This window comes from Protofrankia sp. Cas4 (assembly GCF_963555915.1).
In the GTDB taxonomy this organism is placed as follows: Bacteria; Actinomycetota; Actinomycetes; order Frankiales; family Frankiaceae; genus Protofrankia.
The window spans coordinates 1-12,803 of record NZ_CAUVXL010000232.1; the positions used below are offsets into that span (position 1 = coordinate 1).

A 12,803-nucleotide genomic window follows, 5' to 3' on the forward strand; every position below is an offset into this window, starting at 1 on the left:
TCGTCGCCACGAGCTGGTCGACCGCGATCGTCCCCGGCACGCTCACGGCCGTCACGCCGGCCTTACCCCGCTCCTGCGCGGCTGCGACAGCGCTGGCGTCGCCGCCCGCGTCGCCCGGTGAACCCAGGCTCTGCCAGCCGGAAAGGTAGGCCTGCGCGGCGGTCGTCGCCGCCCGGTCCGCGGCACGCGCATCGGCGCGGGTTTTCAGGACGTACCCGACAGCGGCCGCGGCCACCAGCACAAGGACGACCACCACCACGACGAGCATTCGGGTCCGGCTTCGCCCGCGTCGCCGCGAGGTCGAGGCGGTGAACCCACTGGGGGTGAGAGGCACCTTGGCGCGCACTCCTCCCGGAAACGGTGACCGGGCGCGCCATGATCCTTGGCGACCACGAGGCCTCCGGCGCGCTAAAACATGATCGTGCATCCGGAGGGATCACCAGCGTCCTGCTCCGGTCCCCCTCCGGGGGCGCGACCAAGTCTACGGACGGCCACACACGTCCAGTCCCACGACACGCCGAGGGCTATCACAAAAATATGGCATTACCGTCGCGTACCGTTCGAGCGGTAGGTGAAAATCGCCGCCCTGGTAACCATTTCCACCTATGACCAACACCGATGGTCGCCAGGCGTAGGTGGGAAATGTCACCAGATCGACAGATTCCACCTACTCCTTCAGGCGCTCCAGCAGGAGCGTGCGGGTGGCGTTCGCATCGGCCTGACCCTTCATGGCCTTCATGACGGCGCCGACCAGCGGGCCGACCGCGTTCAGCTTGCCGCCCCGGACCTTGTCCGCGATGGCGGGCTGGGCGGCGATGGCCGCGTCCACCGCCTGCGAAAGTGCACCGTCGTCCGACACCAGCTTCAGGCCGCGGCTGGCCACCACCTCGTCCGGTGCGCCCTCGCCGGCGAGAACGCCGTCGATGACCTTACGGGCGAGGGCGTCGGTGAGCTCACCCGCCGCGACCAGCGCCGCGATGCGGGCGACATCCACCGGCCCGATCGCGAGGCCCGTCGGTGGTACACCCGCGTCGGCGGCCCGGCGTGCGAGCTCGTTCAGCCACCACTTGCGGGCCGCCTCGGCCGGCGCGCCCGCCGAGATGGTCTCCTCGACCAGGTCGAGAACACCCGCATTACGCATCTTCACGATGTCGCTAGGCGAGATGCCGTGGTCGACGGCAAGGCGGGCGCGCCGCTGCGCCGGCAGCTCCGGAATGGTCGCCCGGACCGCGTCGACGTACTCGTGGGTCAGCGCCAGCGGTGTCAGGTCGGGCTCGGGGAAGTACCGGTAGTCGGTCGCCTCCTCCTTGGATCGGCCGGTCGACGTCGTACCGGACGCCTCGTCGAAGTGCCTGGTCTCCTGGACGATCCGAAGGCCCGCGTCCAGGCGACCCGCCTGCCGGACGATCTCGTACCGGACGGCCCGCTCCACCGACCGCAGCGAGTTGAGATTCTTGGTCTCCGAGCGGGTGCCGTAGGGTGCCACCGGCTCGCCGGGCGCCGGACGCCGCCGCAACGAGACGTTGGCGTCGCAACGCAGCGAACCCTGTTCCATGCGGACGTCGGAGACGGTGAGCGCCCGGCACAGCTCACGCAGCTCGTCGACGTAGGCGCGGGCGACCTCCGGTGAGCGGACGTCCGGCTCGGTGACGATCTCGACGAGCGGGATCCCGGCCCGGTTGTAGTCGACCAGCGAGTGCGTGGCCCCGTGGATGCGCCCGGTGGCCCCACCGACATGCAGGGACTTGCCGGTGTCCTCCTCCATGTGGACGCGGGTGATGCCGACCCGATGGATCTTCCCGTCAACCTCCACGTCCAGCCAGCCGTTCTCACACAGCGGCTCGTCGTACTGGCTGATCTGGAAGTTCTTCGGCATGTCCGGGTAGAAGTAGTTCTTACGCGCGAATCGGCACCAGGACGAGATCGAGCAGTTCAGCGCAAGGCCGATCATCATGGCGAACCGCACGGCGGCCTCGTTGACCACCGGCAGCGATCCGGGCAGCCCCAGGCAGGTCGGGCACACCTGGGTGTTGGGCTCCGCGCCGAACACCGTGGAGCAGCCGCAGAACATCTTCGAGGCGGTGCCGAGCTCGACGTGTGTCTCCAGCCCGATCACCGGCTCGTAGCGGGCGACGGCGTCGTCGAAGGTGGGGGTCGTGACCGCCACGCTGGCCGGGGATGTCAACGCAGGTGCTCCTGTTCAACCGGGTCCGCCCGACCTGACGAGCCTGGCGAATCTGACACGCTCGATGAATCTGATGGACCGGACGAGCCGACCTGGGTCGGGGTCGAGGTCTCGGTCGAGGTCTCGGTCGGGGTCGAGGTCTCGGTGTCCTCGCGCGGCCGGTGGAGGCCGGTGTCACGCAGGTGGATCCTGGTGGCGAAGGCGGATCCGGCGACGCCGAGCACGCCCCAGATGATCAAAATCGGCGAGACCGCTGCGATGCCCACCCCGAGCACGGCCAAGCCCAGTACCCAGACCGCCACCAGCGGCGCCCGATCCGCCCGCCTGCTACGTAGCGCAACCATCAACGTCTCCCCTCGTTCCGCACATCTCACAACTCATCAGGCCCAGTGTCCCTCCGAGTCTCGCCGGGGCCGCCCGGACGGGGAACGGGCCGCCGTCGCGCATTCCGGCCCCTACAGGGCCGGGGCGTCGTCGAGGAAGGGATGGCCGCGGGCGGCGTCGAGAGCTGCCTCCAACGCGCCGCCGACCTGGTAGAGCCGGTCGTCCGCGAAGGTCGGCGCCATGATCTGAAAACCGACCGGAAGCCCGTCGGCCAGGCCGATCGGCAGGCTCATCGCCGGCCCGCCGGCCAGGTTCGACGGGATCGTGCACAGGTCGGACAGGTACATCGCCACCGGATCGTTGATCTTCTCGCCCAGCCGGAACGCGACGGTGGGCGTGGTGGGTGAGACCAGCACGTCGACCCGTTCGTAGGCCGCGGCAAAGTCCTGGCTGATCAGCGTTCGGACCTTCTGCGCCTGACCGTAGTAGGCGTCGTAGTAACCCGACGACAATGCGTAGGTCCCCAGGATGATCCGACGCTTGACCTCGGCCCCGAAGCCGGCACCGCGGGTGCGGGTCATGACCTCCTCGGCTCCGGCCTCGCCGTCGTCACCGATCCGCAGGCCGAACCGCATCGCGTCGAAGCGGGCCAGGTTGGACGAGCACTCGCTCGGCGCGATCAGATAGTAGGCGGGCAGCGCGTAGGTGAAGTGCGGGCAGCTGACCTCGACGACCTCGGCGCCCAGACCGACCAGCACCTCAAGAGCGTCGGAGAAGCGCGCCCGCACCCCGATGTCGTAGCCGTCCCCGGACAGCTCCCGGACTACGCCGATCCGCACGCCGCGCAGATCACGGCTGGCGGCGGCGGCCACCACGCCGGGTACCGGCAACTCGATGCTGGTCGTGTCCAGCGGGTCGTGACCGGCGATGGCGGCATGTAGCAGAGCCGCGTCGGTCACCGTGCGGGCCAGCGGCCCGGCCTGGTCCAGCGAGCTCGAGAACGCGACGAGGCCGTAGCGGCTCACCCCACCGTAGGTCGGCTTGACCCCGACCAGCCCGCACACGGCCGCGGGCTGGCGGATCGAGCCGCCGGTGTCGGTCCCGATCGAGATCGGCGTCTCGAAGGCGGCCACGGCGGCTGCGCTGCCACCGCTGCTACCGCCGGGGATGCGATCGGTGTCCCACGGGTTGCGGGTCGGCCCGTAGGCGGAGTTCTCCGTGGACGACCCCATCGCGAACTCGTCCATGTTGACCTTGCCGATGATCACCACGCCGGCGGCCCGCAACTTCGACACCACTGTCGCGTCGTACGGCGGCTTCCAACCCTCGAGCATTCGACTACCACAGGTCGTCGGCATGCCGCGGGCAGTGAGTACGTCCTTGAGCGCCAGCGGGACGCCCGCGAGCGGTCCCAGGCGCTCCCCCCCGGCCCGGCGCCGGTCGACGTCGCGAGCCGCGGCAACGGCACCGTCGACGTCGACGTGCAGGAACGCGTTGATCCGATCGTCGACCTTCGCGATCCGGTCGAGCGCGGCCTGAGTCGCCTCCAGGGCGCTGAGCTCACCTGCGGCGATCGCGGCGGCGGTTCGGGCGGCGGAGAAACGGATGACGTCGGTCACGGAAGGTACCCTCACTCGTCCAGGTCGAGGATGCGCGGCACCCGGAAACGGCCGCCTTCGACGGCGGGCGCGCCGGCGAGCGCGTCAGCCTGCGACAGCGACGTGCGGGTGATGTCAGCCCGGAAGACGTTCGTCAGCGGGACGGCATGGGTCGTCGGCGGGATGTCACCCGCAGCTACCTCCGCGACCCGGGCGACCGCACCGATGATCACGTCGAGCTGAGGGGCGAGCGTGTCGAGCTCCTCGTCGGACAAGGCCAGCCGCGACAGGCGGGCAAGATGGGCGACCTCGTCCCTGGTAATCGCCATACCGGTTACGACCCTCTGACTTCCCGGTGACCTTGCGGCCACGTCTGTGTCTGCTGACTGCCGAGTCCCGTGCCTGCCGACTCGCGGATGACGCTGTGGTCATCGTACGGGCCGGCGCGCAGGGGCACCCCCTGGCCTGGCGGCCCCCACCACCTTGGAGAAACCGCGCCGCATGCCTGACACGCCCTCCACCGGGGGGGACCCGGTGCCCGCTAGCATCGCAGACGGGCCTGCGGGTAGTGCCCACCACGGGACCGCCTGGCGACGGTGATCACCGCGGTTTCAGAACTGTCCAGCGCCCGTGGAGGTACCCACTGCAATGCTTGACCGCGATGAGATTGACGCGCTGTATCCGGCCGACCTACCCGGCCCGGAGCACTGGGAGGAGCGGTACCCGCCGAGGAACCTGACGCCGGGCGCGATGGTCACCCGTTTCTGCCCGAGCCCAACGGGCTTCGCCCACCTCGGCGGGGTCTATGTGGCGATCCTGGACAAGGACCTCGCACGGCAGTCCGGCGGCGCCTACTTCATCCGGATCGAGGACACTGATCAGGCGCGAACTGTGGAGGGCGCGACCGCACAGTTCGACGCGGCCTTCGGTTACTTCGGCGTCAATTCGGACGAGTCCGACCAGACCGGCGCCTACGGCCCCTACACGCAGTCGGACCGGGCCCGGATCTACCTGACCTACATACGCGAGTTTCTCCGCGCAGGCAAGGCATATCTGTGCTTCGCCACGAAGGAGGAGCTGGGTACGGCCACCGAGGAACAGCGCGCCAAGAAGGTGCCCACCGGCTACTACGGCCGCTGGGCGACCTGGCGCGATGCCGCCGACGAACAGGTACGCGAGCGGCTGGCCGCCGGACAGCCTTACGTCGTGCGGTTCCGGTCGCCGGGCGAGCCGGGCAGGATCACCTTCACCGACCTGGTGCGCGGCCGCCTGGAGGCGGACGCGAACCGCAACGACATCGTCATTCTGAAGAGTTCCGACAGCCTGCTGCGGTTGCCGACCTATCATTTCGCGCACGTCGTGGACGACCATCTGATGCGGGTCACTCATGTGATTCGAGGCGACGAGTGGCTGTCCTCGGTCCCGGTGCACCTGCAACTGTTCGACGCGGCGGGTTTCGAGCGCATTCCGTACGCGCACATCGCACCGCTGCTGAAGGTGGACGGCTCGGGAAAGCGGAAACTGTCCAAGCGCAAGGATCCCGAGGCGTCCGTCGAATTTTATATCAAAGCGGGCTACCCGGCGCCGAGTGTGCTCTATTACCTCCGCGGTCTGATCAACGGGCGGTTGGCGGAGATGGCGCTGACCGAAGCGCTGACCGCCCCACTGGGTCTGGCCGAGTGCGGCGTGTCCGGCGCGCTGGTGGATCTGGTGAAACTGGAGGACATCGCGGCGGACTACGTCGCGACTCTGCCGAGCCGAGATGTCCTGGACGAGGTGCTGACGTGGGCGGACACCCACGACACCGAACTGGCGCAGGCTGTCCGCGCCGAGCAGGACCTCGCCGTGCGGGCCCTGGACATCGAGCGGACAGGCGTGGACAACCCGCGCAAGGACCTGCGCAAGTGGTCGGATTTCCGGCCGATCTACGGCTACTTCTTCACCGCCCTGTTCGAGCCGGTGACCGATCCCGGGGACAGCAGGCTCGGCGGCCTCGCACCCGATGTGGTGCGGCGGCTGTGCACGGATCTGCTGCGTGTCTACCAGGACCTTTCCGACTCGGACGGCTGGTTCGACCAGATCCGCGTGACGGCCAGGGACAACGACTTCGCGGCAAGCGTCAAGGAGTACAAGAGCGACCCCGGCTCCTACGTCGGATCAATCCGGGAGGCGTCCCAGGTGGTCCGCGTGCTGCTCACCGGCTCCACCCGCAGCCCTGCCCTCCACTTGGTCGCGGGTGCGCTGGGCGAGACCGAGGTGCGCAAGCGGATCGGCGCCGTTCTCGGCCCCAGCTGAACGGGCAGCGGCCCTGCTCACAGCAACGATCGACGCCAGGACGGTGACCAGCAACGATACCTGCCTGTGATTTTTGCGCTACAGCACCGACACCTCCAAACTGCATTCTTGGCCACATGTCGTATCTGCTTCGCCTCGTCCTGCCGGACCGCCCCGGCGCCCTGGGCGCGGTCGCGACCGCGCTGGGCCAGGCTGCCATCGACATCGTCAGCCTGGACGTCGTCGAACGCGGCCCGAACGGCGCCGTGGACGACATCGTCGTCGCGCTCCCGCCGTACGGGCTCGTCGACACCGTCCTGACCGCGGTGCAGTCCGTGCCCGGGGTGAGCGTGGAATCCCTGCGCCCGTACCTGTCCGGCGGTGCCGGCATTCAACATGACCTGGACCTCGTCGAAGCCATGACCTCCCGGCCCGACGAGGCGCTGGCCGTCATGACCGAGTTCGTCGGGGCGGTGTTCCATGCCGACTGGGCCGTGCTGCTGGAACGGGTCGGGCCCGACGATCTGCGGGTTGTGGAGACCTCCGTGGGCGCCCCGGATCTCGGTGGCGGCGACCTCGCCGTCCCGGAGCGGGTGCGATCCACGCTGTTGTGGCTGCCGCTGGACCGCGCGCAGCGGCTGGACCGCCACGCGGGCTGGCTGCCTCCGCGCTGGACCGCGCTCGACATGGAGCTGGCGGTCGCGCCGGTGGGAGGTCCGGACCGGGCGGTTCTGATCGGACGGCCGGGCGGCCCGGCGTTCCGGGCGTCGGAGGTGCTGCGTCTCGCGCATCTCGCCGGCATCGCCGCGACGATCGCGCACAACAGGGATGTCTCGCTCGCCGCGCAGGGAACGGGTTGACGAGCCGAGTCGGCGTCACCAGCTGGCGATCACCCGCCCGGATCGTCGTCGGCCGGTTGGGCGGGACGGGCGTGCGCGCCGGCGGCCTGCGGCCCGGCGTCGAGCAGCACGGTGAACCCGGCCTCGTCGAGGATCGGGAGTTTCAGTGCCCGCGCCTTGTCGTACTTGCCGGCCCCGGGGTCGGCACCGACGACAACAAAGGTCGTCTTCTTGCTCACCGAGCCGGTGACCTTGCCACCGCGTGCCTGGACCGCCTCGGCGGCGGAGTCGCGGCTCCAGTCGGTGAGAGTCCCCGTGATCACAACGGTGACACCGCGCAGCGGACCCGGCCCGTCGTCCGCGCCGACGTCGGCCAGGCGTGCCCCACCGGAGCGGATCCGTTCGAGGATCTCGCGGTGACGGGGATCAGCGAACCAGTCCGCCACGGCCGCGGCGATGGTCTGGCCGACACCGTCGACGGCAGCGAGAGTTTCGGTGGATGCGGCGGCGAGCGCGTCCACCGACTGCATCTCCCGTGCCAGCGCCCGCGCCGCGCTCGGCCCGACATGGCGGATGGACAGGCCGACCAGCAGCCGCCAGAGCGGTCGACCCCGAGCCTGCTCCACCCCACGCAGAATCTGATCGATCTTCTTCTGGCCGAATCCGCGCAGTCCGTCGAACGACTCGGGGCTCAGGTGGAAGACATCGCCCACGTCATGCACGCGGCCGGCATCCAGCAGGGCGATCGCGGTCTCATAACCGAGCCCGTCGATGTCCAACGCGCCCCGGGAGGCGAAATGAAAGATCGACTCTCGTAGCTGCGCGGGGCAGGACACCGCGTTCGGGCAGCGGATGTCGACCTCGTCGGTGGGTCGCACCAGTTCGGTGTCGCACTCCGGGCAACGGGTGGGCATGACAAAGGCGCGTTCGGAACCGTCCCGAAGGTCGGCAACCGGACCGACGATCTCCGGGATCACATCGCCGGCCTTGCGGACCACGACGGTGTCGCCGATCAGCACCCCTTTGCGCTCGACCTGGTCGGCGTTGTGCAGGGTGGCGAGCCCGACCGTCGAGCCCGCGACCTTGACCGGCTCGAGGCGGCCGAACGGGGTGACCCGGCCCGTGCGGCCCACGTTGACCTCGATGTCGAGCAGCTTGGTGGTCACCTCCTCCGGCGGATACTTGTAGGCCACCGCCCAGCGTGGCGACTTCGAGGTGGCGCCGAGCCGGCGTTGCAACCCGAACGCGTCGACCTTCACCACCACTCCGTCGATCTCGTGCTCGACGTCGTGACGGTGCTCCCCCCACCGACGGACGAACGCCTCGACCTCGGCGACACTGCCCACCACCTCGTGGTGATGGGAGACGGGCAGGCCGAGTTCGGCCAGCCGGCTGTATGCCGCGGACTGTGCCTCGACGTCAAGACCCTGGTGGGTACCGAGCCCGTGGACGGTCATGGACAACGGACGCTTGGCGCTGACCCGGGGATCCTTCTGCCGCAGCGAGCCGGCGGCGGCGTTGCGCGGATTGGCGAACGGCTTCTCGCCCGCCGCGACCAGGGTGGCGTTGAGCTCGGCGAACGCCGCCGTGGGGAAGAAAACCTCGCCCCGGACCTCCAGCAGCGCTGGGATACCCGGCCCACGCAGGCGGGTCGGCACCGCCGAGAGGGTGCGGATGTTCGGGGTGACGTCCTCGCCGACCCGCCCGTCGCCGCGGGTGGCCGCCCGGACCAGACAGCCGTCCTCATAGACCAGGTCGACCGCCAGCCCGTCGATCTTCAGCTCGCACAGCCAGGCCTCGACGTCGGTGTCCCGGGTCGCCCGCAGTGCCCAGGCCTCAAGCTCGGCATCGGTGAAGACGTTGTCCAGCGAGAGCATCCGTTCCAGATGCTCGACCGGCGTGAACAGCGTCGTGAAGGAGCCGGCGACCTTCTGGGTCGGCGAGTCCGGGGTGCGCAGCTGCGGGTGACGGGTCTCGATCTCCGCCAGCTCACCCATGAGCTGGTCGTATTCAGCATCGGAGACGGTCGGTGAGTCCAGCACGTAGTAGCGGTAGGCGTGCTCGTCCAGCTCGAGGGCCAGCTGCGCGGCGCGCACCCGTACCTGTGCGGGCAGCTCCTCGACAAGCGAGCCGACGTCATCGACAACCGGATCGGCATCCGGGCCGGCATCCGGGCCGGGATCCGGGCCGGGGGCCGTCCCGGTCGCGTCCGGACTCGGCGCAGCGGGCGCACTCATGTCGAATCGTCGGCCAGCGCCCGCCCCGCCTCTCGGCAGCGTCGCAGCGCCACCCGTGCGTAGGCGGGTGTCGCACCCGCGAGACCGCAGGTCGGCGTCACCGCGACCACCTCCCGAAGCTGCTCGGACGAGAACCCCAGCCGGCGCCACATCGACCGGACCGGCTCGACGGTACGGCCGACGTCGGACAGTTCGGTGTCCCGCGCCGGCACCACGCCGAGCATCAGCGCGACCCCCGCCTCGACCGCCTCGCCGATCATGTCGTCATCGGCGGGGGTGAGCAGGGTCGCGTCCACGCTCACGAAGGCCGCACCGGCCTGCCGCACCAGCCCGACCGGGGGCGATGCCGTGCAGCAGTGCACCCCGGCCGGCACCGCGACGCCGGCGAGCAGGACACCGGCGAGCAGGTTGCGCAGCCGCTCGGTGGCAACACCCTCCTCGACCGCCGGCAGCGCCCCGAATCCGCTGGGCGTACGGACCTGACCGGCGAGCACCGCCGGCAGACCCGGCTCGTCGAGCTGGACGATCAGGCGAGCACCGGGCAGGACGCTCGCGATCTGCCCGAGGTGGCGGGCGATGCCCTCCGCGAGGGCCTCGGCGATGTCCCGGGCGGCCCCGGCGTCCTTGAGGGCCTTGTGCCCCCGCTGCAACTCGACGGTGGCGGCGAGCGTCCAGGGTCCGGTGACGGCAACCTTGAACGGTCCGGTGTAGCCGGCGGCGACCTCGCCGAGCGCGTCGAGGTCGCGAGCCATCAGATCACGGGTGCGACGCAGGTCGATGCCGGGACGCGGCACCAACCGCCACCCGGACGGCTGCAGGTCGACCGGCATGTCCGCGAGCAGACCCGCGGCACGCCCGATCATGTCGGCGCCGGCGCCGCGGTCCGGCAGCTCAGGCAGGTGCGGCAGGTCGCCAAGCTCGTCGAAGACCAGCCGGCATGCCTCGACCGGGTCCGTCCCCGGCAACGACCCGACCCCGGTCGCCGCCCCGGGCTCCCACAGCCGGGTGCTGACGGGGGTAGCAGCTGACTGTGTCATGAGGTCATGGTCATCGTCATGTGATCATCCAAATCATGATCGAAACTTCCCGGATGCGAAGGATCAGAAACCAGGCCGGCCGGCACCGCGCGGGCCGGAACCGGACTCGCCGGCACCCAATCGGCGGATATGACCCCCGCCCAGGACCCGATCACCGTCGTAGAGGACGACGGCCTGGCCGGGCGCGGTACCGCGGACCGGTTCGTCCAACCGCACGTGCAGCTCGTCCCCGACGGCCTGCGCCGTGGCCGGGACCGCCCGCCCGTGTGCGCGGACCTGGGCCGTGCACACCACCGGACCCTCGTACGGCCAGACCACCGGGTCTGCGACGAGGCTGTGGACGTCGAGTGCCTCGGCCGGGCCGACCGTCACCGTGGCGGTGACGGGCGCGATGTCGAGGACGTACCGCGGCTTGCCGTCGGGCGCGGGCCGGCCCAGGCGCAGACCCCGACGCTGCCCGATGGTGAAGGCGAACGCCCCGTCGTGCTCCCCCACGGTCTCGCCGGTGACGGCGTCCACCACCGGCCCTGGCCGCGATCCCAGCCGTTCACGCAGCCACCGGCCGGTGTCACCGTCGGCAATGAAGCAGATGTCGTGACTGTCGGGCTTGTCCGCAACCGCGAGACCGCGTCGAGCGGCCTCGGCCCGGACCTCGGTCTTCGTCGTGTCCCCCAACGGGAAGATCGCATGCGCGAGCTGCTCGGGGCGCAGCGTCCCCAGTACGTAGGACTGGTCCTTGTCCGGATCCACCGAGCGGCGCAGTACCGCGCCGGACAGCTGGGCGTGATGCCCGGTGACCACCGCGTCAAAACCCAGCGCCAACGCCCGGTCCAGAACCGCCGCGAATTTGATCCGCTCGTTGCACCGCACACACGGGTTCGGCGTCCGACCGGCCTCGTAGGCGGTCACGAACTCGTCGATGACGTCCTGTTCGAACCGGTCGGCCAGGTCCCACACGTAGAAGGGGATGCGCAGGACGTCGGCGGCGCGGCGGGCGTCGCGGGCGTCCTCGACGGTGCAGCAGCCACGAGCGCCGGTCCGGTGTGATTCCGGGGATTTCGCCAGCGCCAGGTGCACGCCCGTGACATCGTGGCCGGCGTCGACCGCACGGGCGGCCGCGACCGCCGAGTCGACCCCGCCGGACATGGCCGCGAGTACCCGCATTCCGCTCACCCCCCAGATCGTCCGGACAGGCCGGACAGCGCTCCGGCGCGGCGCGCCCTACCCACCACCGGCATGATCACCCGCACCAGGGCGTCCACATCGGCACGCTCGGAGGTGCGTCCCAGGGAGAAGCGCAGCGAACCGCGGGCGCCGGCCTCGTCCACGCCCATGGCCAGCAGAACGTGTGACGGTCGGGCGACCCCGGCCGAGCAGGCCGAACCGGTCGAGCACTCGATCCCGTGCGCGTCGAGCAGCAGCAACAGTGAGTCGCCCTCGCAGCCGGGAAAGGTCAGATGAGCGATCCCGGGGAGGAGCCCCGGGCCCGGGGGCGCTCCGTTCACCACCGCATCCGGTACCGCGGCGAGCACCCGTGCGACCAGATCGTCACGCAGGGCTGCGAGGCGCTCCGCTTCGGCGGGCCGTTCGCTGACCGCCGTGGTCGCGGCCGCGGCGAACGCCGCGACTCCCGGCGTGTCGAGTGTTCCCGACCGTACATCGCGTTCCTGCCCACCGCCGTGGGTCAACGGTGCCAGGGCCAGACCCCGGCGCACCAGCAGCGCGCCCATGCCGATCGGGCCGCCGAGCTTGTGGGCGCTGACCGTCAGCGCGTCCGCACCGCTGTCCTCGAACGACACCGGGATCGACCCGACCGCCTGGACGGCGTCGGTGTGGAACGCGATCCCGTAGCCGTGCGCAACCGCTGCAAGCTCCGCGATCGGCGACACCGTGCCGACCTCGTTGTTCGCCCACATGACGCTGACCAGCGCGACGCTGTCGGGATCACGGGCGATCGCCGCGGCGAGGACGTCGGGGTGCACCATCCCGGTGGCGTCCACGGGCAACAGCTCGACCTGGGCGTCCTGCGCCTCGGCCAGCCAGAACACGGCGTCGAGGATGGCCCGGTGCTCGATCGCGCTGACCAGTACCCGGTGCCGGCGCGGCGCGGCCGCCCGCCGCGCCCAGTACAGACCTTTGATGGCCAGGTTGTCGCTTTCGGTCCCCCCAGCGGTGAAGACGACCTCGGACGGACGGGCGCGCAGTGCCGCGGCGAGCGCCTCGCGCGACTCTTCAACTACTCTGCGCGCACGACGGCCGCTGGCGTGCAGCGACGACGCGTTCCCGGCCTCAGCGAGCGCCGCGGTATA

The 12,803-nt window shown here is 70.4% G+C and carries 10 protein-coding genes and 1 pseudogene; 2 read left to right on the forward strand and 9 right to left on the reverse strand.

What is annotated here, in order from left to right; translation table 11 throughout:
* The 5 genes and pseudogenes from U9979_RS20720 to gatC all read right to left on the reverse strand — a co-directional run.
* Window positions 1–334: pseudogene (locus U9979_RS20720) on the reverse strand (penicillin-binding protein); the annotation flags it as partial.
* A gap of 333 nt (window positions 335–667) precedes the next feature.
* Window positions 668–2,167, reverse strand: coding sequence for an Asp-tRNA(Asn)/Glu-tRNA(Gln) amidotransferase subunit GatB (gene gatB, locus U9979_RS20725; RefSeq protein WP_322780686.1), 1,500 nt, complete (start codon window positions 2,165–2,167; stop codon window positions 668–670).
* A 14-nt stretch (window positions 2,168–2,181) separates the two neighbouring features.
* Window positions 2,182–2,529 carry a hypothetical protein gene (locus U9979_RS20730; protein ID WP_322780681.1) on the reverse strand — a complete coding sequence of 116 codons (348 nt, stop codon included), beginning with the start codon at window positions 2,527–2,529 and terminating at the stop codon, window positions 2,182–2,184.
* Between the two features lie 111 nt (window positions 2,530–2,640).
* Window positions 2,641–4,128, reverse strand: coding sequence for an Asp-tRNA(Asn)/Glu-tRNA(Gln) amidotransferase subunit GatA (gene gatA, locus U9979_RS20735; protein WP_322780682.1), 1,488 nt, complete (start codon window positions 4,126–4,128; stop codon window positions 2,641–2,643).
* 11 nt (window positions 4,129–4,139) lie between these two features.
* Window positions 4,140–4,436, reverse strand: a complete 297-nt coding sequence (gene gatC, locus U9979_RS20740) for an Asp-tRNA(Asn)/Glu-tRNA(Gln) amidotransferase subunit GatC (RefSeq protein WP_322752035.1) — start codon at window positions 4,434–4,436, stop codon at window positions 4,140–4,142.
* 319 nt (window positions 4,437–4,755) lie between these two features.
* Between gatC and U9979_RS20745 the strand changes: the two genes are divergently transcribed.
* Window positions 4,756–6,402, forward strand: coding sequence for a glutamate--tRNA ligase (locus U9979_RS20745; RefSeq protein ID WP_322780683.1), 1,647 nt, complete (start codon window positions 4,756–4,758; stop codon window positions 6,400–6,402).
* Window positions 6,403–6,518: 116 nt separating this feature from the next.
* Entirely contained in the window at window positions 6,519–7,241 is a 723-nt protein-coding gene (locus U9979_RS20750; RefSeq protein ID WP_322751502.1) for an ACT domain-containing protein, read from the forward strand.
* A gap of 29 nt (window positions 7,242–7,270) precedes the next feature.
* On the opposite strand, the gene ligA is transcribed toward U9979_RS20750, so the two are convergent.
* From ligA to U9979_RS20770, 4 genes are all read right to left on the reverse strand, one after another.
* On the reverse strand, window positions 7,271–9,457 hold the full coding sequence (ligA, locus tag U9979_RS20755) for an NAD-dependent DNA ligase LigA (protein ID WP_322780684.1): 2,187 nt from the start codon (window positions 9,455–9,457) through the stop codon (window positions 7,271–7,273).
* Window positions 9,454–10,494, reverse strand: a complete 1,041-nt coding sequence (locus U9979_RS20760; RefSeq protein WP_322753881.1) for a methionine synthase — start codon at window positions 10,492–10,494, stop codon at window positions 9,454–9,456. The genes ligA and U9979_RS20760 overlap by 4 nt, the downstream gene beginning before the upstream one ends.
* 63 nt (window positions 10,495–10,557) lie before the next feature.
* Window positions 10,558–11,658, reverse strand: a complete 1,101-nt coding sequence (gene mnmA, locus U9979_RS20765) for a tRNA 2-thiouridine(34) synthase MnmA (protein ID WP_322751506.1) — start codon at window positions 11,656–11,658, stop codon at window positions 10,558–10,560.
* Between the two features lie 5 nt (window positions 11,659–11,663).
* Window positions 11,664–12,803: cysteine desulfurase family protein (locus U9979_RS20770; RefSeq protein WP_322780685.1), on the reverse strand; the 1,140-nt coding region annotated here is incomplete at its 5' end.

Coding starts and splice junctions, on each gene's coding strand:
- U9979_RS20730 (WP_322780681.1), bottom strand. CDS start 2,529: ATGGTTGCGCTACGTAGCAGGCGGGCGGATCGGGCGCCGCTGGTGGCG.
- gatC (WP_322752035.1), bottom strand. CDS start 4,436: ATGGCGATTACCAGGGACGAGGTCGCCCATCTTGCCCGCCTGTCGCGG.
- U9979_RS20745 (WP_322780683.1), top strand. CDS start 4,756: ATGCTTGACCGCGATGAGATTGACGCGCTGTATCCGGCCGACCTACCC.
- U9979_RS20750 (WP_322751502.1), top strand. CDS start 6,519: ATGTCGTATCTGCTTCGCCTCGTCCTGCCGGACCGCCCCGGCGCCCTG.
- ligA (WP_322780684.1), bottom strand. CDS start 9,457: ATGAGTGCGCCCGCTGCGCCGAGTCCGGACGCGACCGGGACGGCCCCC.
- U9979_RS20760 (WP_322753881.1), bottom strand. CDS start 10,494: ATGACACAGTCAGCTGCTACCCCCGTCAGCACCCGGCTGTGGGAGCCC.
- mnmA (WP_322751506.1), bottom strand. CDS start 11,658: ATGCGGGTACTCGCGGCCATGTCCGGCGGGGTCGACTCGGCGGTCGCG.